The sequence below is a fragment of the Nocardioides carbamazepini genome, assembly GCF_024614185.1.
GTDB lineage: Bacteria > Actinomycetota > Actinomycetes > Propionibacteriales > Nocardioidaceae > Nocardioides > Nocardioides carbamazepini.
In genome coordinates this window covers 1-26994 of record NZ_JAHTLF010000016.1, presented here as the reverse complement: position 1 = coordinate 26994, position 26994 = coordinate 1, and the positions used below count along the sequence as shown (strand labels likewise).

Sequence of the window (26994 nt, the reverse complement as noted above, 5' to 3'; positions counted from 1 at the left end):
CCAGTCAGTTGTCGAGGAAGCCGACGACCCGGCACGGTGACGCGCTGGTCTTCGGGAGCTTGATCGGGAAGAAGCCGACGTGGAAGCCCGTCAGCGGGAGCGCCTGCAGGTTGTCGAGCTGCTGGATGATGAAGGCCTCCTTGTCGGCGATCGCGAAGTGGCCGTCCCACAGCTCCTTGGGATCGCCGGTCGCCTCGTAGGCCGCCTTCATGACCGGGAACGGGCGGTCCCACGCCATCGCGTCGGTGCCGAGGATCGTGGCCCCGAGGCCGGTGAGGTAGCGGGTGCCGTCGCCGTTCATCCCCGGGTAGTTGAAGAACTCCGGGTCCGCCGGCGTGTAGCGCTCCTGTCCCGTGCGGAGCAGGAGGGCGTCGCCCTGTCGCACCTCGCGACCGGTGGCGGAGATCGCCTGCTCCAGCGCCTCGATGCTGATCGCCTCGCCGGGCGCGGCCCAGGGGCGGACGTCGAGCACCATGCCCGGCCGGTAGAGCTCGGACAGGTCGATGTCGCTGATCGTGCGGGCGGGCTTGCCCTCGATCAGGCTGCCGCTGTGGAGCGGCGCGTCGACGTGGGTGCCGCAGTGGGTGTTCATCTCGGTCAGCCAGTCCTCACCCCAGCCCTCGCCGTTCGGGAGGTGCTCGGCCGGGCAGCCGAAGATGTCCATCGTGCGCTGCAGGCCCTCGCCGCCCGGTGCGAGGTAGTGGATCTTCGGGGCGAGCACGGCGGCGAGCGGCTCGTAGGCCGGCGGCACCATGTCGCGGTAGGCGGGGTCGAGGGTGCGGGAGAGGTCGACGATCGTGGTCATGTCGGAGTTCCTTTCGGATGCGAGGGATCAGTAGGGGAGCTGGACGCGGTTGCGGAGGATGCCGATGCCCTGGACCTCGAGCTCGACCTCGTCGCCGTCCTTGAGGCGCTTGCCGATCTCGACCGGGCTGCCCGACATCACCGTGCCGGTGCCGAGCACGTCGCCCGCGTGGACGGTGCGGTTGCGGGAGAAGTGCGCGATGGCCTTCTCGAAGGAGTGGTGCATGGTCGAGGTCGAGCCGTGGGACCAGACCTCGCCGTTGACCCGGGCGGTCATCTCGAGGTCGTACGGCGAGCCGAGCTCGTCCGGCGTGACGATGCAGGGCCCCAGGGTGTTGGAGCCGTCGAAGTCCTTGCCCCGAGAGGGTCCGAGCTGCGACTCCATCACGACGCTCTGCAGGTCGCGGCAGCTCCAGTCGTTGAAGATCGTGTAGCCGAAGACGACGTCCGCGGCGTCCGCCTCGGCGACGTCGCGCGCCGTGCGGCCCAGGACCGCGGCGAACTCGAGCTCGTAGTCGAGCTGGCGGGTCTCGGCCGGGGCGACGATCAGCTCGCCCGGTCCACTGACCGCCGTGTGGTCGGCGTTGTAGTAGATGACCTCCCGGGAGAACACCTCCGGGGTGTCGAACTTCCCGGTCGCCACCAGGCGCTCGTACTCCGCCTCCGGGTCCGCGGCGTCGACCGCGATCGACCGCGCCATGCCGCGGAAGGCCGGCTGGAGGTGGGCGATGAACAGCGAGCAGTCGCGCAGGCGCGGCGGGTTCGGGAGCGGCGCCCGGAGCGTCACGTCGTCGAGGCCGTGGACGGCGTACGCCGGGTGGGAGTCGCAGAGCTCCCGCGCTTCCTCGAGGCCCTGCTCCCCGGCCCGGACGAGGTCGAGCATCGACGCGAACCGCGGGTCGCCCTCCGACGCCCGGGTCAGGCTGATCGCGGTGTCGCCGGCCAGCGCGCCGACGTGGGTCTCCGCGTCCGTGGTGGTGAATGTGATGAGCCTCAAGGTGACCGTTCCTTCCATCGGGGTGGGATCACCCTCACGGCAGTGACGGCCGTCACCTAGAGCACCGCCCGACAGAATCGGGGGGCTCGGATGTCACGGCGTGCCAGCCGTGGCCGGGGGACTCAGGCGCGGGTGAGCGCGGCGCTGAGGGCGTGCATCCGCAGCGCCGTCTCGAGCCGGAACCGGTGGTCGACGTCGCGCATGTCCACCCCGAGGACCTCCTCGATCCGCGCGATCCGGTTGCGCACGGTGTTGTAGTGCACGTGCAGCGAGGCCGCGGTGTCCGGCAGGTGCCGGTCGTGGGCGAGATAGGCACGCAGGGTCGGCAGGAAGTCGGTCCCGCGACGCTCGTCGAGGTCGAGCAGCGGGCCCAGCACGTCGCGCACCGTGGTGCGCAGGTGGGCCGCCGGCAGGCTGGCCATGCCGAGGATGCCCAGCTCGTGCGCGGTGACCACCGATCCCGCCGCCTGGCCGCGGACCGCCAGCTCGCAGGCGGCCCGCGCCTCGTCGTACGAGGTCGAGAAGTCGAGGAGGTCGGCGCAGGTCCGTCCGAGCCCGATCGTCCAGCCGCGCCGGGACCGGGCGAGGGCGTCGGCGAGCTGCGCCCGCACCCGCGCGGCCGGTCGGCCGGTCGGCGGCAGCACGGCGACCGCGCGCCCGGCACGCTCGAGCGTGATCGCCCCGGGGAAGACCGGTCGCAGCAGCGAGTCGAGCTCCGCGCGGCCCACGGGGTCGTGGTCGCGGCTGCCCGCGACGAGGACCAGGGAGCCGGCGCCGAGGTCGATGCCCATCATCGAGATGCGCGCGCGGAACTCGTCCGGGTCGCCGAGCCGGCCGCTGAGCAGCCCGTCGAAGAGCTCGCCGTTCAGCCGTTCGGCCGTCCGCTCCCGCTCCCCCACCCGCAGCACCTGCAGCCGGAACAGGCCGATGCACAGGTCGACGAACGCCTGGCGCTGCTCGTCGGGGTCGCGGGTGTCGATGACCACGACCGTGAGCCCGCCGCAGTCGGGGAGCTCGGTGCGCCGGATCACCCGCGCGTTGCCCTGGCGCAGGTCGCCGGCCGCGCGGACCAGCGTCCCGTCGCCCTGCCGCAGCTCGACGCGGCCGCCGAGCTCCCGGGCCAGCAGGTCCAGCGAGCCCACCGGATCGGTGTGGATCGCGAAGCCGTTGGCCAGCTCCGCACAGGCCCGCTGCTCCCGGGTCGCGCGCTCGGCGCGCTGCTCGGCCGCCGCGGCGAGCAGCCCTCGGCGGCCGTCGACGTCGAGCTGGTGGAGTCGGACCCCGAGGTCGTGGGCGATCTCCTCGAGGACCTCGACCTCGGCGTCCGTCCACGGGTACGGATGCCGGTGGGCGGCGTACAGGACGCCGAGCAGGGAGTCGGCCACGAGAATGGGCACGATCAGGGTGGCCTGGATCCCCTCGTTGTCGATGAGCCGCTTGAGGAGCGGCACCCGGCGGGAGTCGTGGCGGTAGTCGCGGCTCATCTGGGGCCGCCGCTCGAGCGCCACCCTGCCGCCGATCCCCTCGCCGATCTTGAGCCGCCAGGCCGCCGCCATCTCGGTCGACGCGACGCCGTGGTGCGCCCCCATCACGAGGTAGTCGCCCTCGACGAGTCCGGCCCACGACACGGGGCAGTCGAGGAGGACGGCGACGTGGTCGGCGGCGAGCTGCAGGGCCTGCGTCGGGTCCTTCGCCGCGAGCAGCCAGCGCAGGTACTGGGCGGAGGACGGCGGTGACAGCAGGTCCAGGCTCACGACGTCCTCCTCACATCGGCATACAAATTTGTACCCGAGTTCACCTTCTGGCAGTCTACGCAGGGGAAGCCGCACCTGTCACGAAAGGCATGTCGATGGCACCCGAGCCCGTCACCGCCCGCGCCCGGCGCGTCGGCCAGCGGCGCGACCGCGTCTTCGACGCCGCGATCGAGCTGTTCGTCGAGCAGGGCTACGACGCCACGACGATGGACGACATCGCCGTGCGCGCCGACGTGGCGCGCACCTCGGTCTTCAACTACTTCGAGCGCAAGACCGCGTTCCTCGACGAGTGGTCGGCCCGCCGCCGTGCCCGCGCCTTCCACGGGACGCCCCGCGACGAGTCCGGCTCCCTGCGCGACGAGCTGACCTCGATCGCCCGGGAGCTCGCCGCGATCAGCGATGCCTCCCGCGTCGCGACGACCGCGATCATCGGCGCCGCGCTGCGCGAGCTCGACCTGCTGGACAACCATCCGCTCAGCCACGAGTTCATCGCTGTCATCCGGCGCCACCACGAGGATCTCCGCGACGACGTCGACCCCGACCTGATGGGCCTCACCCTCGCGACGGGCTACTTCGCCGTCCTCCGCGCCTGGATCGGCGAAGGGGCCGCCCCCTTCGACCTGACGACCCGCCTGCTGGCGCTGCTGCACCTGCTCCTCGACGGCGCCGGGCGGCCCGGCTCCTGACGGACCTCCCCGAGCGAGCAGGCAGACGCGACGAGGACGACGCTCGGACGCGACGCGCTCTCGGCCTGATCAGGACGCGAGTAGCCCGCCGTCGAGGATCGCGAGGTACTGGTCGGCGAGGGTGCCGTGCTGGAGGCGGCCGCTCGGGTCGTACCAGCGCACGGTCGACCAGACGCCGTCGCGGATGAAGCGGTACGTCGTGGTCGGCTCGAGCTCGGGTCGGAAGTCGCCGGAGGCGATGCCGGCGCGGAGCACGTCGAGCCAGACCTTCTCGACCTGGCGACTGGCCTTGGTCACGAAGGAGAACTCGGGCGTGCTGCCGAGGAAGTTGGCCTCGTTCTGGTAGAGCGCGACCGCGTGCGGGGTGCGGTGGATGATCTCGAAGGAGCTGCGCACCAGGCCGTCGAGCGCGGCGCGGGGAGTCCCGGCCTCCTCCGCGATGGTCCGGAACTGCCGGAGCAGGCTGCCCATGAAGTCCTGCAGGATCTCGGTCAGCATCTCGTCCTTGGACGCGAAGTGGTGGTAGAGACTGCCGGACAGGATGCCCGCCTCGTCGGCGATGTCGCGCACGGTGGTCTGCGTGTAGCCGCGGGAGGCGAACATCTCGGCGGCGATCGCGAGCAGCTGGGTGCGCCGGGCGGAGCCGGCGCCGGCTCCGGCGCCCTTCTTGCGGGCGGTGGCGGCGCCCCCCTTGGTGGTGGCCATGCCTCGATCCTCTCCCACGGTTGCGCCTACGATACCTAACAAGCACTTGGTTTATGGAGCGACGAGCGGAAGGCCGCCGATGACACCCACCACGATGCCCGCCCTGCTGGAGCACGCAGCGGCGGCCCACCGGGACCACCCGGCGATCGTCGACGGCACCACCATCATCACGTACGCCGGCCTGCGGGACCTCGTCGTCGCGGCCGCGCGCGGCTACCGGGCCCTCGGGGTCGAACCGGGCGACCGGGTCGCGATCTGGGCGCCCAACCGGGCGGAGTACCTCGTCGCACTGCTCGGCGCCCAGCAGATCGGCGCGTCCGTCGTCCCCCTCAACACGCGCTACCGCGGCCACGAGGCGCGCGTCGTGCTGCAGCGCTCGCGCGCGGTCGCACTGGTCGTGTGCGACGGCTTCCTCGGCACGGACTACTCCGTCATGCTCACCGACACGGCCGACGGCGAGCCGGGGCCGGTCGCCCCCGGGCTTCCCCACCTGCGGGCCGTGGTCGACATGAACTCCGCCGGCCTGCCCGGCACGGTGGCCTGGGCCGACTTCCTCGCGGCGGGCGAGCAGGTGCCCGCGGCCGACGTCGAGCGGCTGGCCGCCGAGGTCACCCCCGACACGGTGGCCGACATCCTCTTCACGTCCGGCACGACCGGTCTGCCCAAGGGCGTGATGAGCGCGCACCGCCAGACCATCGGCACGGCCGAGGTGTGGGCGCGCGGCGCGAGTCTCAGCGAGGCCGACCGCTACGCGATCGTGAACCCGTTCTTCCACTCCTTCGGCTACAAGGCCGGGGCGATCGCCTCCCTGGCCGCCGGGACCACCATCTACCCGGTCCTGACGTTCGACCCCGAGGCACTCATGCAGCTGGTCCAGGAAGCCGGGATCACCGTGCTCCCCGGAGCGCCGACGATCTTCATCACGCTGATCAACCATCCGCGACGCGCCGAGTTCGACCTGTCCTCGCTGCGCTTCTCCATCGCCGGCGCGGCGAGCGTGCCGGAGACGCTCTTCGAGCAGATGCAGGACGTGCTCGGCTTCGACGAGGTCGCCCAGGCCTACGGCCTCACCGAGTGCGTGGTCGCCACCCGGTCGCGGGCCGGCGAGGACCCGCGCCACATCGCCGAGACCACCGGGCCCGGAGTCCCCGGGATCGAGATCCGCGTCGTCGACGACTCCGGCGCCGACGTCGCGACCGGCACCGACGGCGAGATCTGGCTGCGCGGCGCCAACGTGATGCTCGGCTACTTCGAGGACCCCGAGGCCACCGCCGCGGCGATCGATCCCGACGGCTGGCTCCACACCGGCGACGTCGGCCGGCTCGACGAGCACGGCTGCCTCAAGATCACCGACCGGATCAAGGACATGTTCATCGTCGGCGGGTTCAACGTCTACCCGGCCGAGGTCGAGAACACGCTGGCCACGCACCCGGCGGTGATGGAGAGCGCCGTCGTCGGCGTACCGGACGAGAGGATGGGCGCGGTCGGCCGCGCCCATGTCGTCCTGCGACCCGGCACGACCGCCACGGCCGACGAGCTGGTCGCCTGGGTCCGCGAGCGGCTGGCCAACTTCAAGGTGCCGCGGGAGGTGGTCCTCGTGACCGAGCTGCCCCGCAACGCCAGCGGCAAGGTGCTCAAGACCGACCTGCGCGCCGACGCCTGACGGTCGGCGCCGCCGACTCGACCAAGCAAATGCTAGGTTGAGTTTCGTGGAGAGGGACACCCGTGTCGCGGACGGTGGGACCGGTCCGGCGCTGCACGCGACCACCCTCCGACTCGGGTACGCCGACACCGACCCGGCCGGGATCCTCTACTACGCCGCGTGGTTCCCGTGGATGGAGCGCATGCAGAGCGAGTGGTTCTGGCTCAACGACCTGCGCCAGGACGAGCTGAAGCAGCGGCACGGCTTCTGGACGGTCACCGCGCACACCGCCTGCGACTACGTCGCGGCCGTCGGCCTGTTCGACGAGATCCGGCTCGAGCTGCGGCTCGGCACGGTGGGGCGACGCTCCTTCGAGATGCTCCACCGGATGGTGCGGACGACCGACGACGAGGTCGTCGCCCGTGCCCGGATCCGGATCGTCACGGTCTCCCCCGAGCTCGGCTCGGTCGACCTGCCGCCCCTGCTCCGCCGCCACCTGGACGCCTGGGCGCGGGGCGCCCGCCTCACTCCCCCGGAGGTCACATCATGACGAACCCCGACGGCTACGGCCTCACCCTCATCACCGGCGCGAGCGGCGGCATCGGGCAGGCGGTCGCGCGCCGGCTGGCCGAGGACGGCGCGTCGCTCGTGCTGCTGCACCGGCGGACCGCGCCCGCCGCCCTGGTGGCCGAGCTCGGCGACCGGGTCCGGGCCGGCGCGGCGTGCGACCTGACCGACCCCGACGCGACCGAGGCGGTCGTGGAGTCGCTGGTGGCCGAGCACGGAGACGTGCGCACCGTCGTCCACGCGGCCGGTCCGCACGTGCCGATGGTCCACCTGTCCCGGGTCACCCCCCGGCAGTTCGCCGAGCAGGTCGACCAGGACGTCGTGGCGTTCTTCAACCTCGCCCACGCCGTCCTCCCGACGCTGCGGCGGACCCAGGGCTCCCTCACGGTCGTCACCACCGCCGCGACGCGGCGCTATCCGGTGCGCGACGGCCTCTCCGCCGGGCCGAAGGGAGCCGTCGAGGCGCTGGCCCGTGGCCTGGCCGCCGAGGAGGGCCGGTTCGGCGTCCGGGTCAACTGCGTGGGACCGGGCATGCTGACCGACGGGATGGCCGAGCGGCTGATCGGCTCCGGTGAGCTCGACGAGCACGCCCTCGACGTCGCCCGCGACAACATCCCGCTGCGCCGGTTCGGCACCGCCGCGGACATCGCCGAGGCGGTCGGCTTCCTCGCCAGCGACCGCGCCGGCTTCGTCTCGGGACAGAAGCTGGACGTCGACGGCGGCTACGGGGTCTGAACCTGGGTCCACGGCCCGGTTCCTGCGCCGGGCCGTGGACCGACCGGATCAGACGGCGACGCCCGGCCGGCGTCCCTCCAGCTCCTGCGCGGTGCGCAGCTCGAAGCTCGGGTAGCCCTCGTCGATCTCCTTCTGGAGCCGCCTCCGGTAGCGAGGAGCGCCTCCGAGGTAGACCATGACGCGCGGCTTGTCGTCGCGGTCGAGGTTCATGTTGTGCCCGTTGAACCAGGACTTCGAGTGGGCGAGCAGGAGCAGGCTGTTGATCTCCCGCACGTGCTCGACCCAGGCGATCTCCGCCTCGCGCCGGCCCTCGACCCGCACGACGTCGTTCGCCTCGATGTGACGCACGGTCTCGGTCATCCAGTTGACGACGTCCTCGATGCCGCGGGGGAAGTTGGCCGTCGCCGAGCCGGACTGGGGGCCGACCAGCATGAAGAGGTTGGGGAAGTTCGTGACCTGGACCCCGACACAGGTCTCCGGGCCGTCCTGCCACTGCTCCTTGAGCCGTACGCCGTCGACGCCACGGAAGTCGATCTTGTCGAACGGGCCGGTGACCGCGTCGAAGCCGGTCGCGTAGACGATGACGTCCACCTCGAGGTCGCGCACGCCGCCGTCGGCGAGGTCGAGGCGGATGCCGCTCTCGGTCACCTCGCGGATGGGGTTGGCCATCAGGTCGACCAGCTCGACGTTGTCCTGGTTGAAGACCTCGTAGAAGCCGGACTCGCCCGCGACCCGCTTGTTGCCGAAGCCGTGGTCCTTCGGGATGAGCAGCTCGGCGACCTCGGGGTCGTGGACCCGCCGGCGGATGCGGTCGGCGACGAACTCGGAGAGCTCACGGTTGGGCCCGGCCTCCATCATCGTGTCGCGGTAGTTGCCCATGTAGAGCGCCGCCCCGTGGCCGTTGTCGTAGAGGTCGTTCCAGTGCCGCAGCCGCTCCTCGCGGGTGACCTCGGTCGAGAGGACCCGGTCGGGGCGGTGCACGAAGCCGGCCGGCGTCTCCCGGCACCACGCGAAGATCTCGTCGTACGACGCCCGCAGCCGCGCCATCTCCTCCGGCGTGATCGGCTCGTTGCCGAGCGGCGCGCACCAGTTGGCGTCCCGCTGCAGCACCGTCAGCTGCTCGACCTTGTCCGCGATGTCGGTGATGACCTGCACGCCGCTGGACCCGGTGCCGATCACGGCCACCCGCTTGCCGGTGACGTCGAGCCCCTCGGGCCAGTCGAAGGTGTGGGTCTCCACGCCGCCGAAGGTGCCGAGCCCGGCCACCCGCGGGTAGGTGGGCACGGACAGCAGCCCCATCGCGCACAGCACGAACCGGGCGCGCACCTGCTCGCCGTCGGCCATCGTCACCAGCCAGTGCAGGTCGTCCTCGACCCATTCGGCGCGCTCGACGCGGGTGTTGAGGCTGATGTGGGGGTGCAGGTCGAACCGGTCCGCGACGTGCTCGAGGTAGGACAGGGTCTCGGGCTGCGGAGCGAAGCGCTCCTTCCAGTCCCACTCGTCGAGGAGCTCCTGGGAGAAGGAGTACTGGTAGGTGTAGGACTCCGAGTCGAACCGGCAGCCCGGGTAGCGGTTGTTGTACCAGGTCCCGCCGAGACCGGCGTTCGCATCGACGACCCGCACCGACACCCCGAGCTCGAGCAGCTGGTGCAGCTGGTAGAGCCCGCAGACGCCGGCGCCGATGATCAGGTAGTCGAGACCAGGCGTCGGCTGCCGGTTGGTCTGGATGGTCATGGTCGGATCTCCTTATAGAATCAAGCGCTTGCTGCACATTACACGAATCGCCGCCCACCGGCGAGCGGAGCGATCACCGGTGGACTCCGGCGCTCAGGGCTGACCGGGTCGCAGCTCGACGAAGAGGGCCTCGGCCTCGGCACAGAGGGCGCCGCCGTCGCGGATCTCCCCGCGGACGTACTGCTTGCGCCCCTCGACCCGGTCGCGCCAGACCTGGAAGGTCAGGTCGCGGTCGAGCCGGACGACCGCCCGGAAGTCGACATGGAGGTACGCCGTGCGGGCGGGCGCACGGCCCTCCCCGTTGATCACCCGGCCGAACAGCTCGTCGAACAGGAGCGGGACGGCGCCACCGTGCGCGGCCTCGTTGCCGCCGAGGAAGAAGCGTCCGAACCGGGTGACGCCGCACAGGCCCGCGTCGTCCCCCTCCGTCACCCGATAGGCGGGCGTCATCGCCTGCCCGTGGGACGTGATGCCGGTACGCCGGCCGAAGAGCCGGTCGCTCTCCGCCCCGGCGCGCTCGTCCAGCCGCTCGGTCCAGCCGTGGAGCTCGGCGGCCAGGTCGTCGGCCGTCGGCGCGTCGGGCACCGCGACGGAGAGCGCGTCGAGGAAGGCCCGGGTCGCGTCGATCAGCCTCTCGTAGGTCCCGTCGTCGACGACGGCCCCACCGCAGCCGCCAGGAGCCAGGGATCCGTTCATCGCATACCTCTTCCGTCGTCGGTCGACGTCCAGTAATGTATCAAGCACTTGCTTGATTTTCTAGAGGACCGCAGGAGGAACTGATGGATCTGCAGCTGGACGGACGCGTCGCCCTGGTGACCGGGGCGAGTGCCGGGATCGGCCGCGCCACGGCCCTCGCGCTGGCCGCGGAGGGAGCCGATGTCGTCCTGGTCGCCCGTCGGCGCGCGCTCCTCGACGAGCTCGCCGCCGAGGTGGCCGACGTCGCGGGGCGGACGGTGTCCCCGCTCGTCATCGAGGCCGACCTCACCGACCCGCGGGCCGCCGCTCGGATCGCCGACACGGTCACCCGGGAGCGCGGCTGGCTCGACGTCCTCGCCAATGTCGCGGGCGCGGCCGAGCAGCCGGGCGACGTCCTCACCGAGGAGCTCTGGCACCGGCAGTTCGAGCTCAACTTCCACTCCAAGCGCCGCCTCACCGAGGCCGTGTTGCCGATGCTGCGCTCCAGCACGAGCGGGCGGGTGGTCAACTTCGTCGGGCTGCTGGAGCCGAGCGTGGTGTCGGCGGCACAGGCAGCGGTCGCGGCCTGCATCCTCTGGTCCAAGGCCCTGGCCCGGTCCGTCGCGGCGGACGGCGTCACCGTCAACTGCATCGCCCCCGGCCGGATCGAGAGCGAGCAGGTCCGGCGCAGCTACCCGACCGAGGAGTCGCGCGCCGCCCTGATCCGCAGCCGGATCCCCGCCGGGCGCTTCGGCACCCCCGAGGAGGCAGCGGCGCTGGTCGCGTTCCTGGCCTCCGGGCCGGCGTCCTATGTCACGGGCGACATGTTCAGCGTCGACGGTGGCATGCACTGGTCGATCTGACCCGCCGCTGATGCTGCGGTTTGGTCCCAAACCGCAGCATCCGGGCCGGAATCCCTGCGGTCTCTGCCCAAAAGCAACACGTTCCACCCGCAGACCTGGCGGCGGGGTCGGTCGGCTACGCGCGGCCGCCTGACATCAGCGACCCGACAGCCGCCCGACGGCACCGTCCGCTCACAGCCCGACGATCTCGGCGTAGCGCCGCATGTCCTTCTCATAGTTCGCGTCCGCGATCCGCGGGGACACCACGACCTCGTCGATGCCGATCCGGAAGGCCTCGTCGATATAGGCGCGGTCGTCCTCCCAGTCCTTCTCCGTGGTGCCCTTGCTGCGCCGGCCCACCTTGAGGGAGAGCTCGGACATGTCGCGTCCGGCGGCCTCCATCAGGACCGCGAGCTTCTCGGTGAAGACCTTGATGTCCTCGTGGGTCCGGCTGTAGCCGGCCCAGCCGTCGCCGTACTTCACGATCCGCTCGAGGGTCGCGCGGCTGTTGCCGCCGACGATGACCGGCAGCCGCTTCTGGGCGGGCTTGGGGAAGCAGTAGAGCGGCTCGAACTCGACGAACTCCCCGGAGAACGAGGTCTCCTCGGTCTCGTCCCAGAGCGCGCGCATGGCGGCGAGGTACTCGTTCATCCGCTCGCCGCGGCGCTCGAAGGGCACGTCCAGCGCGGCGTACTCCTCCTCCGACCAGCCCACGCCGACGCCGAACTGGAACCGGCCTCCGCTCAGCTGGTCGATGCTCGCGACCTGGCGGGCGGTGATGATCGGGTTGCGCTGCGGCACTACGAAGACGTAGGTGCCGATCCGCAGCGTCGTCGTCGCGGCGGCGATCGAGCCGGCGAGCACGAGGGGGTCATGGACGCCCAGCATCCGGTGCACCTCCTGGGCGCCGCCGGACTCGTAGGGGTACTGCGAGCTGTAGCTCGGGAAGAAGACGACGTGCTCCGGCAGCCACACCGAGTTGTAGCCGATCTCCTCGATCAGCTGCGCGGCGTCCATCGACCAGCGCCCGTCGCGCGGCCCGGACCCGGGGAACAGCTCACTGATGCCCAGCTTCACGGCTGGCCTCCTGTCGTGTCGGTCGTCTCGTTCAGGTCGGTCGTGCCGGCCGGGTCGGGTGAGCCGGCCAGCTGCTCCTTGAGGACGTGCTTCATGACCTTCATGCCCGCGTTGCGGGGCAGGGCGTCGAGGAGGAAGAGATGGACCGGCTTCTTGTACCCGGCCAGCTGCGACCGGGCGAAGTCGCGGACCTCGTCGACGGTCACGGTCGATCCGGCGCGCAGGACGACGGCCGCCGAGACCGCCTCGCCCCAGCGCTCGTCCGGCAACCCGAAGACCGCCGCCTCGGTGACGTCGTCCATCAGCATCAGCACGCGCTCCACCTCGGCCGGGTACACGTTGGCGCCCCCGCTGATGATCAGCTCCTGCGCCCGGCCGGTGAGGTAGTAGTAGCCGGCCTCGTCGCGATAGCCGAGGTCGCCGGTGAAGTAGGCGCCGTCGCGCAGCGCGGCCGCCGTCTTCTCCGGCTGGTTGTGGTAGCCGGAGAACATCGTGTCCGCCTCGATCACCAGCTCACCGACCTCGCCGGCCGGGAGCGGGTTGCCGTCGGCGTCGACGACCCGCATCGAGGACGTCGGCAGCGGCCGGCCGACGGTCTCGAAGATGCTGTCCGCACCGCCGAGGCCACGCCAGTCGGCGCGATTGGTGATCGTGATCGGGCCCACCACCTCGGTCATGCCGTAGGTCTCCACGAGGCGGTCGTCGATCAGGGCGACCAGGTCGGAGGCGAGCTCGGGCGGCAGCGGGCCGCCGGAGTGGAGGACCGACTGCAAGGTGTCGAGGGCGCCCGGGTGGAGGCGCAGCGCCTCCATCAGGCCCGGGATGAGCGGGGTCAGGCCGAGTGTGAAGGTCGCCTTGTTCTCCACCATGTGGCGTCCCCACTCGTCGGGGGTGGCACCGGCGATGAAGGCGACCGTCGCGCCGGTGTAGAAGTGCGGGAAGATCACGCCCCACAGCCCGGACACGAAGGACCAGCCGCCCGGGAACGCGGCGTGCCCCTGGAGCGGGAAGCGGTAGGCGTAGGGCACCAGCTTGACGCAGCTGACCACCGCGCGGTGGCTGACCAGCACGCCCTTCGGGAAGCCGGTGGTGCCGCTGGTGTAGCCGACGAGCGCGATGTCGTCCGGCGTCACCGGGGACGGCGCGGGCTCGTTCGAGGCGCCCGCGAGGGCGGCGTCGAAGGACTCGGCGCCGGCCGGCGCGTCGCCCCCGATCGCGAACCAGGCCGTCAGGCCGGAGGTCGTCGCCATCTGCGCGGCGACGCCGGCGGCGCCGTCGGTGTGGACGAGCGCCACGGCGCCCGAGTCGGACACCACGTAGTCGACCTCGGGCGCGGTCAGCCGGTCGTTGACGTGGACGGCCGTGTAGCCGCCGAGGGCGAGGCCGACGTAGACCTCCAGCGACTCGACGCGGTTGGCGCCGAGCATCGCGGCCACGAACGACCCGGGTGCCACACCGCGGTCACGCAGGGCATGGGCGAGCCGCCAGCCGCGGTCGATCACCTCGCCGAAGGTGCGGCTCTGCGCGCCGACCGTGACCGCCACGTTGTCGTGGAAGCGCCGCCCGGCATTGGCGAACAGGGCTCCGAGGGTGTCGCTCATTCCGGGGTCCCCGGTCGATGGACCGTCGCCAAGCGAAGCGGGGGAGCGGAGAATCGAGTGGGGTGGTTCATGTCAGCTCCTTGAGGTCGAACAGCCGGATGGCGTTGCCGGCGAGGAAGAGCCCGAGCTCGTCGTCGGTGAGGACCGCGGGCTCGCCGTCGTACGGCGAGGCGAGGTCTCTCACCATGCTGACCCAGCGCTCCAGCTCGGCGCCGTCCGGGTCCTCCTTCGGGCCACGGATGATGTCGGACCCGAAGATCAGGCGGTGGGCGCCGATCTGGGCGCGCATCGTGCGCACCCGGCGCCGGAACTCCAGGTAGTCGACGGCGGCCAGGCGCTGCCACAGCGAGAGCTCGAGGTAGGCGTGCTGCCACCCGGTCGCGCAGTCGAGCGCCTCGCTCCACCAGGCCTCGATGCCGGCGTGGGCGAAGGACACCCGCAGCGTCGGGTACGACGCCAGGAGGGCGCCGACCTCGGCCGGCCGGCAGCGCACCACCTGGAGGGGGTCCCCCCCGAGCGGGCTGCAGTGGATGACGGCGGGGAGCTCCCGCTCGACCAGGGCCTCGAACAGCCAGGCGTGGGCGGGATCGCGCAGGTCCCAGCCGGCGGCGGGGTAGAGCTTGAAGCCGCGGCAGTGCGGATGGGCGGCCGCCTCCTCGAAGAGGACGCGGGCGTCGGGATGCCGGGGGTCGAGGCCGGCGGCGAAGTAGAGCCGGCCCTCGTTGCGGGAGCAGACCTCCTCGTAGCGCGCGTTGAGCGCGCCGATGGGGAGGTGCTCGCCGGCCGGGGCGCCGACGATCGTCCAGTCGACGACCGGGACCAGGCCCGCCGCGACGCCGGCCCGGTCGAACGCGGCGATCGTCAGCCGCGCGTCCGGGTCGCTCTGGCCGACGGCCACGTGGGCGAGGATCTCCTCGGGGTGCCGCTCCGGGAGCCGGCGTCCGGCCCCCTGCCGGGCCCAGGCGCGCCGCAGCCCCTCCGGGAGCCAGGTGGCGTCCCAGACGTGCATGTGGGCATCGATGACGAGCTCGGTCACGGCTCAGCCCTTCGCCAGGACGTGCACGCTCGAGGCCGCGGTCAGCCAGTCGACGACCCCGCCGCCGATCTGGACCACGGCACGGCGCGGGTCCGCCAGCTGGAGCTCGCCCGCCTCGCCGCGCAGCTGGCGGACGACGTCGTGCACCTGGGCGAGCCCGCTGGCGCCGAGCGCGTGACCGCGTCCCACCAGGCCGCCGGAGCGGTTGACCGGCATCGCGCCACCCGCCTCGGTGACGCCCTCCATCGCCCAGCGCTGCTCGTCGCCGGGCGCGCAGAGCCCGATGTCGGTCCAGGCCATCAGCTCGTAGGCGACCGAGGCGTCGTGCACCTCGGCGAAGTCCATGTCGCCCGGGCCGAGCCCCGCCTGCTCGTAGGCCGCGTGGGCGGACGCCTCGACCGCGTTGGGCGCGTCCGGCTGGTCGGCGGGCGGCCGGGTGGCCATCCGGGACGCGAGGATGTCGACCGACCGGCTCGAGGCCAACGCCTCGGGGCGGCTGGTGACGACCACCGCGGCCGCACCGTCGCTGACCGGCGAGCTCATCAGCACGGTGAGCGGCTCGACCACGACGCGGGCGTTGAGGACGTCCTCGGGCGAGCCGCCGAAGCGGCGGTGCGCGAAGGGGTTGAGCCGGGCACTCTCCAGCGAGCGCGAGGTCACCCGGGCCAGGCCCTCCATCGTCACGCCCCGCTCCTCGAAGAGCGTGGCGGCGAGCCGCGCCTGCCGGTCCACGAACGGGCTGCGCTCCTGGCCGGCGCCGTCGCCGGTCGCGAAGCCCTGCTCGACGTCCATGCCCGCGGCGTACGCGCTGAAGGTGCGCTGTCGGTCCTCGTGGTTGGCCTTCTCGACACCGAGGGCGAGCACCGTGTCGTACATCCCCGAGGCGACCGCCATCCAGGCGAGGTGGAGGGCGTTGCCGCCGGACGCGCAGGCGTTCTCGATGTTGTGGATCGGGATGCCGGCCAGGCCCAGCGGGTAGCCGACGACCTCTCCGCGGATGCACTCCTGGCCCGTGATCAGCCCGGCGAGGGCGTTGGAGAAGAACATCGCCTGGACGTCCTTGACCTCGATCCCGGCGTCGGCGAGGGCCGCGTCGACCGCGACCTTGCCGAGGTCCTTCATCGACTTGTCCAGGAACTTCCCGAACGGGCTCATCCCGACACCGCTGACGACGACCTTGCTCATCTGCTGCTCCTCCTGCTCACGACACGACTGGGGGGACGGGCCAGGCGGCGCTCACGCCGCCGTCCACGAGAAGGCTCTGGCCGGTCACATAGCCGGCGTCGTCGCTCACCAGGAAGGCGACCGCGCCCGCGGCCTCCTCGGGGCGGCCCTCGCGCCCCATCGGTACGACGGCCGCGCGGGCCGCGCCGGGCGCGTCACCGAACTCGCGACGCACCAGCGCCGAGTCGATGTTGCCGAGCACGACCGCGTTGGAGCGGATGCCGCGGTCGGCGTACCGGACGGCGACGTGGCGCATGACGGCGAGCTGCGCGGCCTTGGTGGCCTCGTAGGACAGGGAGCGACGGCTGCTGTAGACGCCGGCGGTGGACCCGACGAACGCGAACGCCCCCGAGCGCTGGGCCAGCATCGGGCCGAGCGCGGCCTGCGCCGTCAGCCAGTGCGAGCGGACGTTGACGTCCGAGGCGAGGTCCCAGTCCTCGAGGCTCTGGACCTTCAGCGGCTCCCGGCCGGACAGCCCCACGTTGCACACGACGACGTCGAGGCGGCCGGCCCCGTGCTCGATCGCGGCCGTGACCGCGGCCCGGCAGGAGGCGGGGTCGGCGGCGTCGACCTCGACCGCGAGCCCCGGACCGTCCAGATGCGCGACGGTCGCCTCGGCGCGGGCGAGCACCTTGTCGCCGACGACGACCGTGGCCCCCTCGGCGGCCAGGCGCAGCGCGATGGCGCGCCCGTTGCCCATCGGCAGGGCCTCGCCCGGTCGGGCCGGGCCGTCGCTCCCGCCGCCCAGGACGTAGGCGATCCGGCCTTCGAGGCGGCGCGCGGCGGCCATCAGTAGCTCCGCGGGAGGCCCAGCACCTGCTGGGCGATGAAGTTGAGGGACATCTCCTGGCTGATCGGCGCCAGCCGCATGATCCGGGCCTCACGCCAGTAGCGCTCCACGTGGTACTCCTCGGCGTAGCCGAGCCCCCCGTGGGTCTGCACCGCGCGGTCGGCGGCGTCGTAGCCGGCATCCGCGGCGAGGTACTTGGCGATGTTGGCCTCGGCGCCACAGGAGAGCCCGGCGTCGTACCGGCCGGCGGCGACCATGGTCAGCTCCCAGGCGGCCTCGAGCCGCGCATAGGAGTCGGCCAGCGGGTGGCTGAGCGCCTGGTTGCTGCCGATCGGGCGGTCGAAGACGCGGCGCACCTTGGCGTACTCCGTCGCCCGGCGCAGCGCGGCGTGGCCGATGCCAGTGGCCTCCGCGGCGATCAGGATCCGCTCGGGGTTGAGGCCGGCCAGGATGTGCTTGAAGCCCTTGCCCTCCTCGCCGACGAGCCGCCAGCCCTCGACCGGGAGGTCGTCGTAGAAGGTCTCGCAGGTGGCGACCGCGTTGCGGCCGGCCTTGGCGATGGGCCGGATGTCGACGTGGTCGGGGTCGAGGTCGATCAGGAAGAGGCTGAGTCCGTCGAAGCGGCCGGCCTCATTGTCGGGGGCGGGCGCGGTGCGCGCGAGCATCAGCGCCATCGAGGACTCGAGCGCCTTGCTCGTCCAGATCTTCTGCCCGCTGATCCGCCAGCCGTCGCCGACGCGGACCGCACGGGTCTTGATCCGGGAGGTGTCGGTGCCGGCGTCCGGCTCGGTCACGGCGAAGGCGACGTGCAGGTCACCGGCGGCCGCGGCGGGGAGGAAGGTCTCCTTGAGGCGGTCGTTGCCGTACTTGATCACCGGCTGGAGCCCGAAGACGTTCATGTGCAGGGCGGTGCACCCGTTCATGGCCGCCCCGGAGGCCGCGACCTCGCGGAGCAGGATCGCCGCCTCCGTGACGCCGCGGCCGCCGCCGCCGTACTCCTCGGGGATGGCGAGGCCCACCCAGCCGTCCTTCGCCAGTGCGTCGAAGAACTCCCAGGGGAACCGGTGCTCGCGGTCGCACGCCGACCAGTAGTCGTCGTCGAACCCGGCGATGCGCTCTCGGATCGCCTTGGCGATCAGCTCGTGCTCAGGGTCGCGCAACTCACGCATCGGCGATCACCGACCACTGCTCGGCGGGGCGGAACGTGAGCTTCATCGTCGTCCTTCGTGGGGTGTTCGGTGAGCGACTCTCGTCGCACAGTAGAGCATGCGCTTGATTAGAATCAAGCGTTTGCTTCACAGATGTCATCGGTCGATCCCGTACACGTCGAAGGCGTGCCGGGTGTCGCAGTACTCGCGGATCTCGGCCAGCCGGCCGTCCTCCGCGCGCAGCACGAAGACATAGCGGTTCTGGTAGGTGCCGCCACGCCGGTGCACGCCGTGGCCCTGCACCTCGACCGCGACCAGGCCGGTGCGGTCGAAGTCGTCGTCGGTGACCACGCGATGCGCCCGCAGACGCAGGCCGTCGGGGAAGGTGGTGCGCAGGCCGCCGATCCGGGGCGCCCGGACGGTCACCGGCACCCGGCCCACGACCACCAGCGCGGCGTCCGGGTCCGCGGGAGCCTCGGGCCCCGCGGTGCGCGTCCGGCCGCCGTCGGCCCACCACGTCGCCGTCGGCGTGCAGAGGGCGAGCAGCCGGTCGCCGTCGGCGGCCTCCAGGGCGTCCAGGAAGTCGGCGGCGAGGCGCTCCCCCGGGCCGGCCGACCCTTCGGCGAGCACGTCGGCGATCACGTCGACCGCCGGCTCGGGAGCCAGCGACCGCCGATCCAGGCCGCGACCGTCGAAGACCGCGGCACTGTGCGCGGTGTCGAGGTACTCCCGCAGGGAGGTCACCGCGCCGTCGCGCACGGTCAGCACGAATGCGTACCGGTTCCGGTAGGGCCGCTCACCCAGGAACAGGCCGTCGCCCTCGACCTCCAGCACGGCGACCTCGCCGCCGGCGAAGGAGCGGCGCACGTGCTGACGTACGCCGCCCGGGAAGCGTTCCGGCACCGAGCGGAGCAGGTCGCACTTCGCCTGCGCCGGCATCAGTCCGTGCAGCGGCCACGGGCGATCGTCGCCCGGGTCGACGTCGAGGACGCCCGCGGCGCGGTCGAGCCCGGTGTCGACCCACCACGTCCCGTCCGGCGCGAAGCAGCGTCGTACGCCCTCCGCGTCGTTCGCGTCCAGCGCCGCCATCAGGCGCAGCGCCGGGGCGAGGGACCCGCGGTCGGCCGCCAGGGGCTCGGGCATGGGATCAGGCCCCGGCGCCGGCGCGGTCCTCGTCGGACAGCAGCTCCACGAGGACGCCGAGCTCCTGCTGGAAGGAGGTCATCACCTCGGCGAGCTCGGGGTCGTTCACGGTGTCCCAGCTGTCGCGCAGCGCCTCGGGCGTGACCTCGCGGGAGAAGAAGCCCGGCGTCTGGGCGATCACGACCCGGGCCACCCGACCACCACCGACGTTGTAGACCTCGCCGGTCGTCTCGCACTCGGCGGCGGCCAGCCACAGCACCAGCGGCGCCACCAGGCTGGGGTCGAGCCGGTCGGCCAGGTCGCCGAGCAGGTTCTCCGTCATCCGGGTCCGCGCCCCGGGCTCGATCGCGTTGACCTGGATGCCGCTGCGGGCGCCCTCGATCGCGAGGGTCTTCGTGACCCCCCAGATCCCGGCCTTCGCGGCGGCGTAGTTCGTCTGGCCGAAGTTGCCGAAGATGCCGGCGGCCGACGTGGTGTTGATGATGCGCCCATAGCCCTGCTCGGCCATGACCGGCCAGGCGGCCTTGCTCATCCAGATGGTGCCGCCGAGGTGGACCTCGAGGACCGGCGCGACCTCCTCGGGCGTCAGCTTCGCCATCGAGCGGTCGCGCAGGATGCCGGCGTTGTTGACCAGGATGTCGAGCCGGCCGTAGGTCTCGGTCGCCGTGGCGACGATCCGGGAGGCGCCCTCGAGGGTGCTGACGTCGTTGGTGTCCGGCACGGCGATCCCGCCGGCGGCCCGGATCTCCTCGACCACCTGCTCGGCGGGCGATGCCTCGCCCCCGCCGCCGTCGAGCGCTCCGCCGCGGTCGTTCACGATCACCGCGGCGCCGCGCGCGCCGAGCAGCAGGGCGTGCTCGCGGCCGAGGCCCCGTCCGGCGCCGGTGACGATGGCGACACGACCGTCCAGCCTGATCTCGCTCATGGTGGGTGGGACTCCTTCTGGTTTCCGACGGCTCAGCCGAAGAGGGCGGACATGACCTCCGCGCGGCCGCGCACGGCCTCCGCGGTTCCGGTGGTGACGATCTGGCCGCGCTGCATCACGTAGACGCGTTCGCTGACGGCCAGGGCGAGCTCGGCGTTCTGCTCGACGAGCAGGATCGTCGCGCCGCTGTTGTGCAGGGTCTCGATGGTCTGGAACAGGATGTCGACGATCGACGGGGCCAGGCCCATCGACGGCTCGTCGAGCAGCAGCACCTCGGGGCGGGTCATCAGCGCGCGCCCGAAGGCGAGCATCTGCTGCTCGCCGCCGCTCATCGACGCCGCCAGCTGCTCGCGCCGGTCGGCGAGCCGCGGGAAGAGGTCGAAGACCTCCTCCAGCTGCTCCTTCTGCTGGGCCTTGGTGCTGCGCCCGCTGTACGACGACAGCTCCAGGTTCTCGAGCACGGTCAGCGGGGGCGCCACCCGGCGGCCCTCGGCCACCAGCGCCACACCGGAGCGGACCACCTTGTGGCAGGCCCAGCCGGTGATGTCCCGGCCGCCGACCGTGACCGTCCCGCCGGACGGCTTGTGCAGGCCGGCGATCGTGTTCAGGGTCGTCGTCTTGCCGGCGCCGTTCGAGCCGATGAGGGCGACCAGGGTTCCCTGGGCGACCTCGATGTCGACCTCACGAACCGCCGGGACCGCGCCGTGCGCGGCGGAGAGTCGCGATACGCGCAGCATCGGATCGCTTTCCAAAGTAGGCCTCCTTGACCTCGTCCTGCTCCAGGCACCACGTCGGCGCGCCCTCGGCGAGGAGTGCACCGGAGTTCATGACCGAGACGGTCTCGCAGAACTCCTCGACGAGCCGCATGTTGTGTTCGATGAGGATCAGCGTCAGGCCGAGCTCCCGGAGCTCGACCAGCAGGCGGCCGACCTCCTCGGACTCGACGTCGTTCATGCCCGCGGTCGGCTCGTCCAGGAGCAGGACCTTGGGGCTGGTCGCCAGCGCCCGGGCGATCTCGACGCGGCGCTGGTCGCCGTACGACAGGGTCTCGGCGAGTGCCGAGTGCGGCGCCCGGCAGCCGACCTTGTCGAGGAGGTCGGCCGCGCGCTCGCGCATCTCCCGGCGCTCCCGGCGCTCGGTCGGGCTCATCAAGATGGCGCCGGCGATCGTCGAGCTGCGCTGCATGTAGGCACCCGCCACGACGGTCTCCAGGACCGTCAGGCCCGGGAACAGGCGGATGTTCTGGTAGGTCCGCGCGACGCCCCGGCGGGCGATCTGGAACGGCTTCAACCGGGTGACGTCGTCGCCGAACACGTCGATCCGGCCGGTGTCGGCCTGGATGAAGCCGCTCACCATATTGAGCACGGTGGTCTTGCCGGCGCCGTTCGGGCCGAGGATGCCGTGGATCCGGCGCGGGGGCACCTGGATCGTCACGTCGTCGACGGCCTTGAGGCCACCGAACGCCTTGGTGAGGCCGACGATGTCGACAGCCAGCTCGGTCACGAGACCACCTCCGCGCGGACGACGGGCTGCGGGTCACGCGGGTCCGGTCCGCCCGGCTCGGGACCGCCGCCCTTCGGCCGCCACCAGCGCGAGCGCACCAGGCGGAGCCGGCGTACGTCGACGAGGCCGCGCGGCATGTAGATGATGATCAGCACGAGCAGCACGCCGGTGACGACGCGGTCGTACTCACCCATCGGCTCGCGCAGGAGCTCCGGCAGGATCGTGAAGACGATCGCGCCGACGATCGGGCCGAGCCAGTGGAACGCGCCGCCCAGGACGACCGCGGCCAGGGTGACGAAGCCCAGGTGGGTGTAGAAGGTGTCCGGCCCGATGTACTGCAGGAAGCTGGACTGCAGGATGCCGGCGACGCCGCCGAGGGCGCCGGAGATGATCATGCCGATGAACTGGATGCGCCGCGGCGAGATCGCGAGCGTCTCCGCCACCGCGGGGTCCTCCCGGACCGCGTCGGCGGCGAGGCCGAAGCGTGACCCGGCGAGCCGCGCCATCACGTAGGCGGCGACGACCAGCGTCCCGATCAGCCAGGCCCAGGTGCCGAGATCGCCCGGCACGAGCGTGCCGGTCGCGCCGCCGGTGTACTCCGCCGGCAGGTTGAGGATCAGGACCCGCCCGATCAGCACCATGGCGATGGTGGCCATCGCGAGGTAGTGGCTGTCGAGCCGGATCAGCAGGCCGGCGGTCAGGGCGCCGAGGCCGGCGCCGAGGACGGCACCGAGGAGCAGGCCGAGGAACGGCGACAGGCCGAGCGTGCCGGCGACGTACCCGAAGGTGAACGCGCTGACCGCGCCGAAGAAGACCGGTGCGAGGCTCAGCACCCCCGTCCACAGGGACGCGTAGATCGCCAGCGCGAAGAGCGCGTTGACCCCGGCGAACTGCAGGGTGATCATCCAGGCTGTTGTGCTCACGAGTCTCTCTCCTTGCTCAGGCTCGGACGAGCTGTCGTTCGCCGAAGATGCCCTGCGGCCGGAGCACGAGGACCACCAGCAGCACGCCGAAGGTGATCGCGTCCCGGAAGCCGGACGAGATGTACTGCGCGCTCATCACCTCGAGCACTCCGATGGCGACGCCGAGCAGGGCGGCGCCCCGAATGTCGCCGTACCCGCCGACCACGACGGCGGCGAAGCCCTTGAGCAGCAGGGCCTCCCCGATGCCGAACGACACGTTGTTGTCGGACAGCGCGGCCAGGATGCCGGCCAGACCGGCGATCGCGGCCGCGAGGAAGGCCACCGCGATCAGGGTGCTGCGGGCGTTGACGCCGACGATGGTCGCGGAGCGCGGGTCCACCGAGACCGCCCGGACCGCCGCGCCGAAGCGGCTGCGCGTGAGCAGGAGGTGGACGGCCGTCACGATCACCACGAGCGCGATCACGCTGATCACCTGCGCCGGGAGGAGCAGCAGCCCGGCGACCCGGATCGGCTCGGTGGGCACCGACTCGGTCGGGTAGCTCGTCGCCGTCGGGCCACTGAAGGCCTCGGCGAGGGTGAGCAGCACGATCCAGATGCCGATGCTGGCGATGATCGGGGCGAAGGTGCCGGCATTGCGCTTGCGCAGCGGCTCGAACGCGATCAGGTCGGCGGCCACGCCGAGTGCGCCGGCGAAGACGACGCCGAGGACGAGGGCGAGCCAGAAGCTGAGCCCGTGCTCGAACACCAGCCAGTACGACGAGAGGGCACCCCAGGTCGCGAACGTGCCGTGGGCGACGTTGAGGATGCCCATCTTGGCCAGGATCAGCGAGAACCCGACCGCGAAGAGCGCGTAGATCGACCCGAGTGCGATGCCGTTGAGCAGCTGTTGCATCAGCAGTTGCACGGAACGGTCCCTCCTTCTGGCGAGCGACGCCGAGTCCGGTCCCGTCGCTGAATCAAGCGCTCGCTTGAAGTGCAAGTAAGCCACGTCACAACGGCCCTGTCAAGACGTGAATCAAGCACTTGCTTAAATCCCTTTCCGGGACTACGTTCGCGGATGCCCTGGACCGTCGGACGACCCGAGGAGGTGGCCGCGTTGCCGCTGCCCACCCGCAGCACGCCGAGCGAGGCCGTGCGCCGGATTCCGCCCGGAGCCGCGATCGTGGCCTCCCCCGGGTGCGGGACGCCCGAGACCCTGCTCACCCACCTCGCCGGCGCGGCCGACCTGCTCGGCCGGCCGACCCTCTACTCCGGCCTGCAGCTCGGCGGCTACCCGTTCCTCGACGCTGCCGCCGCGGGGCTGCTCCGCTACCGCACCTGGCACCCCTACGGCCCCGCGCGGGCGGCACTCGCCCCGGGCCGGGTGGACTACGTGCCGGCACGCGGCTCCGCCGTACCGGGACTGCTGGACCAGTGGGAGACCTCGGTCGCGCTGGTGCGGGTCTCTCCCCCCGACCGCAACGGCTGGTGCAGTCTCGGGCCGTCGGCCAGCTATGTGTGCCACGCGGTCGCCCGCGCCGCGCTGGTCATCGCCGAGGTCGACCCGCACACGCCGCGCACCACGGGCGACTCGATGCTGCACGTCTCCCAGATCAGCGTGCTGGTGGACGCCGACACGCCTGCCTGCGAGTTCCCCGCCGCCGTTCGCGACGAGATCAGCGACCGGGTGGCGGCGCACGTGCTCGAGCTGCTGCCGCCCGAGCCGACGCTCCAGCTGGGCATCGGCGCCGTACCCGAGGCGATCACCGCCTTCCTCGCCGAGAGCGGCGTCGGCCCGGTGCGCATCGTCGGCATGGGCAACGACGCCATGGTCGACCTCTTCGAGCGCGGGCTGCTGCGCTGGACCGACACCGGCGAGGTCCCCGCCATCTCCGCCGCCGAGCTGATGGGCACCCGCACGCTGATGGAGTTCGCCGACGGCAACCCCGCGATCGTGCTGCGCGACAGTCGCGTCGCCCACGCTCCCCGCACGCTCGCGCGGATCCCGCGCCTGGTCGCCGTGAACTCGGCGATCGAGGTCGACCTCGCCGGCCAGGTCGGCTCCGAGCTGGTCCGCAGCCGCCAGGTCTCCGGGATCGGCGGCAGCGCCGACTTCGTCGAGGCCGGCTTCGGCTCCGACGGTGGGCTGTCCGTCATCGCGCTCCCGTCGACGACCCCGGACGGGCGGCACAGCCGGATCGTGCCGCGCCTCGGCGCGGACGTCGTCTCGCTCGCGCGGCACACCCCCGACGCTGTGGTCACGGAGTACGGCGTCGCCTGGCTCCGCGGCCGCACCGAGGCCGAGCGCGTCGAGGCCCTCGTGGCCGTCGCGCACCCCGACCACCGGGACGGCCTGCTCACCCCCACCGAGCCCTAACAGGGAGCCAGGAGCCACCATGACCGTCCACACCCGCCGCGGCCGCTACTACGAGGAGATGATCCCGGGCGACGTGTTCAAGCACGAGCCGGGACGCACCATCACCGAGGCCGACAACGTCTTCTTCTGCAGCATCACCATCAACACCCAGAGCCTGCACCTCGACGCCGTGAAGTCGGCCGAGTCGGAGTTCGGGCAGCGGCTGGTCAACAGCCTCCTCACCCTCGGCATCGTGTGCAGCATCGGCGTACCGGACCTGACGCAGAAGACGACCATCGCCAACCTCGGCTTCCAGCAGATCGCCTTCCCGGCACCGGTCTTCATCGGCGACACGCTCTACTGCGAGACCGAGATCAAGGACCGCCGGCCCTCCGCGTCCCGGCCCGGCCAGGGCATCGTCACGCTCGAGCACCGCGGCCTCAACCAGGACGGCGTGCTGGTCTGCAGCGCGGTCCGCACCGCCCTCGTGAAGTTCCTTCCCGAGGGCGAGACCGCGCTCGCCTGACAGACGGAGGACCGGCATGACGACCCCCACCACGACCGAGGACCCCACCGACCGGCTGGGCCGGCTGGAGCGACGGCTCACGGAGCTGGAGAGCGTGCGCGCGATCGAGGCGCTCGCCAGCCGCTACCACTCGCTGTGCGACGGCGGCTGGGCCGGACCGAGTCACCCCGATGTCGACGCGCTCGCCGACCTGTGGCTGCCCGACGGCGTCTACAGCATCAACGCGGCCCGCCCGCCCTGTCGCGGCCGGGCGGAGATCCGCGAGCAGTTCGTCCGGCTGCGCTCGTCCATGCCGTGGATCCTGCACACCTTCACCAACAGCGAGATCGAGGTCGACGGGGACCGGGCGAACGGCACCTTCAAGGGCATCGCCTACTACCGCCGCGACGGGGGCAGCCACGTCGTCGTCGGGTCGTACGTCGGCCGGTTCGTGCGCACCGACGAGGGATGGCGGTTCGCCTCCTGGGTCGCCGACCTCGCGCACGGCTCCGTGCTGACCCCGCCCGCGGAGGACGAGCGGTGAGCCTCCCCGGGGGGCGGTGGGGCGCCTGGTCGAGCGCGCTCCGGCTGCGCGACGCCCCTGCCGCCCAGGACGCGGCCGCCGCGCTGGAGGAGGCGGGGTGCTCGGCGCTGTGGATGACCGGCGGTCTCGCCGATCCCTTCCCACGGGTGGCGGAGCTGCTCGCCGCCACGTCCCGCGCGGTCGTCGCCACCGGGATCCTGAGCATCTGGACCATGTCCGCCGAGGAGGTCGCCGGCGCGGCCCGCGCGCTGCCGGACCCCGACCGGTTCCTGCTCGGGCTCGGGGTCAGTCACGCCCAGCTGGTCGACCACGCCGACCCCGGTCGCTACCAGCGGCCGCTGAGCCGGATGCGCGACTACCTCGACGAGCTCGACGCGGCCGGCGGCCCCGGCGCCGCCCGCCGGGTCCTCGCGGCCCTCGGCCCGCGGATGCTCGAGCTCGCCGCCACCCGCGCCGCCGGGGCGCACCCCTACCTGACGACGCCCGAGCACACGGCCGTCGCCCGCGACGCCCTCGGCCCGGCCGCGTTCCTCGCCCCCACGCAGATGGTGGTGCTCGAGGCGGACGCCGACCTCGCCCGGGCCGCGGCGCGACGCCACCTCGCGATGTACCTCGCTCAGCCCAACTATCGCTCCAGCTGGGAGCGGCTCGGCTTCACCGAGGAGGACGCGAGCCACGGCGGCTCGGACCGCCTCGTCGACAGCCTGGTCGCGTGGGGGGAGCCCGAGCGGGTCGCCGTACGGCTGCACGAGCACGTCGCCGCCGGCGCCGACCACGTCTGCCTCCAGGTCCTCGACCGGGAGGCCGGCTGGAAGGACCAGGCGCTCCCCGTCGCCGACTGGCAGCGCCTCCTGTCCGCCCTCACCCCCTGACCCGGCTCAATCTGAATCTGGATCTACGCCGACCCGGCGCAGATTGAATCTGGATCTACGCCGACCCGGCTCAAACTGACTCTGAAATGCCCTCGACCCGGCGCCGCTTGAAAGCCGCGTGAGTTCAATATGCGCCGGGGGGGCGGGGTGCGGGGGTTCGGTTTGGCCGGGGCGGGGGGTTTTCCGCTTGAGTTTGTGACGGGGCGGGGGTGAGGGGGGGCGCGGGG

Annotated in this window: 27 protein-coding genes; 9 read left to right on the top strand and 18 right to left on the bottom strand. The window is 72.1% G+C overall.

Translation table 11 applies throughout. The features are described 5' to 3' along the window. Positions 1-4 precede the first annotated feature (4 nt). From KVF89_RS12890 to KVF89_RS12880, 3 genes are all read right to left on the bottom strand, one after another. Positions 5-805: a cyclase family protein gene (locus tag KVF89_RS12890; protein ID WP_257425982.1), complete on the bottom strand. Its 801-nt coding sequence runs from the start codon at positions 803-805 to the stop codon at positions 5-7. A gap of 27 nt (positions 806-832) precedes the next feature. Next, positions 833-1801, bottom strand: a complete 969-nt coding sequence (locus KVF89_RS12885; RefSeq protein WP_257425981.1) for a fumarylacetoacetate hydrolase family protein — start codon at positions 1799-1801, stop codon at positions 833-835. Positions 1802-1923: 122 nt separating this feature from the next. Then, a complete protein-coding gene (locus KVF89_RS12880) occupies positions 1924-3555 on the bottom strand; it encodes a helix-turn-helix domain-containing protein (protein ID WP_257425980.1) in 1632 nt (543 codons plus the stop codon). Between the two features lie 95 nt (positions 3556-3650). On the opposite strand from KVF89_RS12880, the gene KVF89_RS12875 reads away from it, so the two are divergent. Further along, a complete protein-coding gene (locus KVF89_RS12875; RefSeq protein WP_257425979.1) occupies positions 3651-4241 on the top strand; it encodes a TetR/AcrR family transcriptional regulator in 591 nt (196 codons plus the stop codon). A 69-nt stretch (positions 4242-4310) separates the two neighbouring features. On the opposite strand, the gene KVF89_RS12870 is transcribed toward KVF89_RS12875, so the two are convergent. After that, positions 4311-4946, bottom strand: a complete 636-nt coding sequence (locus KVF89_RS12870) for a TetR/AcrR family transcriptional regulator (protein WP_257425978.1) — start codon at positions 4944-4946, stop codon at positions 4311-4313. 79 nt (positions 4947-5025) lie between these two features. On the opposite strand from KVF89_RS12870, the gene KVF89_RS12865 reads away from it, so the two are divergent. From KVF89_RS12865 to KVF89_RS12855, 3 genes are read left to right on the top strand one after another with little or no spacing between them, the layout of a single operon-like run. Then, positions 5026-6609: a FadD3 family acyl-CoA ligase gene (locus KVF89_RS12865; protein WP_257425977.1), complete on the top strand. Its 1584-nt coding sequence runs from the start codon at positions 5026-5028 to the stop codon at positions 6607-6609. 46 nt (positions 6610-6655) lie between these two features. Next, positions 6656-7138, top strand: a complete 483-nt coding sequence (locus KVF89_RS12860) for an acyl-CoA thioesterase (protein WP_257425976.1) — start codon at positions 6656-6658, stop codon at positions 7136-7138. After that, positions 7135-7890, top strand: a complete 756-nt coding sequence (locus KVF89_RS12855; RefSeq protein WP_257425975.1) for an SDR family NAD(P)-dependent oxidoreductase — start codon at positions 7135-7137, stop codon at positions 7888-7890. The genes KVF89_RS12860 and KVF89_RS12855 overlap by 4 nt, the downstream gene beginning before the upstream one ends. A 48-nt stretch (positions 7891-7938) precedes the next feature. Here the strand turns inward: KVF89_RS12855 and KVF89_RS12850 are convergent, their stop codons facing one another. Then, entirely contained in the window at positions 7939-9624 is a 1686-nt protein-coding gene (locus tag KVF89_RS12850; protein WP_257425974.1) for a flavin-containing monooxygenase, read from the bottom strand. A gap of 93 nt (positions 9625-9717) precedes the next feature. After that, positions 9718-10320, bottom strand: coding sequence for a PaaI family thioesterase (locus KVF89_RS12845; RefSeq protein WP_257425973.1), 603 nt, complete (start codon positions 10318-10320; stop codon positions 9718-9720). A gap of 83 nt (positions 10321-10403) precedes the next feature. Between KVF89_RS12845 and KVF89_RS12840 the strand changes: the two genes are divergently transcribed. Continuing rightward, positions 10404-11162: an SDR family oxidoreductase gene (locus tag KVF89_RS12840; protein WP_257425972.1), complete on the top strand. Its 759-nt coding sequence runs from the start codon at positions 10404-10406 to the stop codon at positions 11160-11162. 171 nt (positions 11163-11333) lie between these two features. On the opposite strand, the gene KVF89_RS12835 is transcribed toward KVF89_RS12840, so the two are convergent. The 12 genes from KVF89_RS12835 to KVF89_RS12780 form a co-directional block, all read right to left on the bottom strand. Then, on the bottom strand, positions 11334-12218 hold the full coding sequence (locus KVF89_RS12835) for an LLM class F420-dependent oxidoreductase (protein ID WP_257425971.1): 885 nt from the start codon (positions 12216-12218) through the stop codon (positions 11334-11336). Next, complete coding sequence (locus KVF89_RS12830) at positions 12215-13819, bottom strand: class I adenylate-forming enzyme family protein (protein WP_257425970.1); 1605 nt, start codon at positions 13817-13819, stop codon at positions 12215-12217. Before KVF89_RS12830 ends, KVF89_RS12835 begins: the two co-directional genes overlap by 4 nt. A gap of 67 nt (positions 13820-13886) precedes the next feature. Further along, positions 13887-14855 (bottom strand): amidohydrolase family protein, encoded by a 969-nt coding sequence (locus KVF89_RS12825; protein ID WP_257425969.1) that lies wholly within the window; start codon positions 14853-14855, stop codon positions 13887-13889. A gap of 3 nt (positions 14856-14858) precedes the next feature. Then, the gene (locus tag KVF89_RS12820; protein ID WP_257425968.1) at positions 14859-16040 is read right to left on the bottom strand and encodes a thiolase family protein; all 1182 of its coding nucleotides are present in this window, start codon (positions 16038-16040) and stop codon (positions 14859-14861) included. Positions 16041-16056: 16 nt separating this feature from the next. Continuing rightward, positions 16057-16869, bottom strand: a complete 813-nt coding sequence (locus KVF89_RS12815) for an SDR family NAD(P)-dependent oxidoreductase (RefSeq protein WP_257425967.1) — start codon at positions 16867-16869, stop codon at positions 16057-16059. Next, positions 16869-18038, bottom strand: a complete 1170-nt coding sequence (locus KVF89_RS12810) for an acyl-CoA dehydrogenase family protein (protein ID WP_257425966.1) — start codon at positions 18036-18038, stop codon at positions 16869-16871. The genes KVF89_RS12815 and KVF89_RS12810 overlap by 1 nt, the downstream gene beginning before the upstream one ends. A gap of 135 nt (positions 18039-18173) precedes the next feature. Further along, positions 18174-19160: a nuclear transport factor 2 family protein gene (locus KVF89_RS12805; RefSeq protein WP_257425965.1), complete on the bottom strand. Its 987-nt coding sequence runs from the start codon at positions 19158-19160 to the stop codon at positions 18174-18176. A gap of 4 nt (positions 19161-19164) precedes the next feature. Continuing rightward, positions 19165-20085 carry an SDR family NAD(P)-dependent oxidoreductase gene (locus KVF89_RS12800; RefSeq protein WP_257425964.1) on the bottom strand — a complete coding sequence of 307 codons (921 nt, stop codon included), beginning with the start codon at positions 20083-20085 and terminating at the stop codon, positions 19165-19167. A 32-nt stretch (positions 20086-20117) separates the two neighbouring features. Beyond that, a complete protein-coding gene (locus KVF89_RS12795) occupies positions 20118-20822 on the bottom strand; it encodes an ABC transporter ATP-binding protein (RefSeq protein ID WP_257425963.1) in 705 nt (234 codons plus the stop codon). Then, on the bottom strand, positions 20767-21588 hold the full coding sequence (locus tag KVF89_RS12790; RefSeq protein ID WP_257425962.1) for an ABC transporter ATP-binding protein: 822 nt from the start codon (positions 21586-21588) through the stop codon (positions 20767-20769). The genes KVF89_RS12795 and KVF89_RS12790 overlap by 56 nt, the downstream gene beginning before the upstream one ends. Beyond that, the gene (locus tag KVF89_RS12785) at positions 21585-22511 is read right to left on the bottom strand and encodes a branched-chain amino acid ABC transporter permease (RefSeq protein ID WP_257425961.1); all 927 of its coding nucleotides are present in this window, start codon (positions 22509-22511) and stop codon (positions 21585-21587) included. The genes KVF89_RS12790 and KVF89_RS12785 overlap by 4 nt, the downstream gene beginning before the upstream one ends. A gap of 16 nt (positions 22512-22527) precedes the next feature. Next, positions 22528-23415, bottom strand: coding sequence for a branched-chain amino acid ABC transporter permease (locus tag KVF89_RS12780; protein WP_257425960.1), 888 nt, complete (start codon positions 23413-23415; stop codon positions 22528-22530). Positions 23416-23568: 153 nt separating this feature from the next. On the opposite strand from KVF89_RS12780, the gene KVF89_RS12775 reads away from it, so the two are divergent. The 4 genes from KVF89_RS12775 to KVF89_RS12760 are packed head-to-tail and all read left to right on the top strand — an operon-like array spanning position 23569 to position 26767. Further along, positions 23569-24867, top strand: a complete 1299-nt coding sequence (locus KVF89_RS12775) for an acetyl-CoA hydrolase/transferase family protein (RefSeq protein WP_257425959.1) — start codon at positions 23569-23571, stop codon at positions 24865-24867. Positions 24868-24886: 19 nt separating this feature from the next. Beyond that, a complete protein-coding gene (locus tag KVF89_RS12770; protein ID WP_257425958.1) occupies positions 24887-25372 on the top strand; it encodes a MaoC family dehydratase in 486 nt (161 codons plus the stop codon). Positions 25373-25388: 16 nt separating this feature from the next. Next, a complete protein-coding gene (locus tag KVF89_RS12765; RefSeq protein ID WP_257425957.1) occupies positions 25389-25895 on the top strand; it encodes a nuclear transport factor 2 family protein in 507 nt (168 codons plus the stop codon). After that, the gene (locus tag KVF89_RS12760; protein WP_257425956.1) at positions 25892-26767 is read left to right on the top strand and encodes a TIGR03620 family F420-dependent LLM class oxidoreductase; all 876 of its coding nucleotides are present in this window, start codon (positions 25892-25894) and stop codon (positions 26765-26767) included. The genes KVF89_RS12765 and KVF89_RS12760 overlap by 4 nt, the downstream gene beginning before the upstream one ends. Positions 26768-26994: the final 227 nt, after the last annotated feature.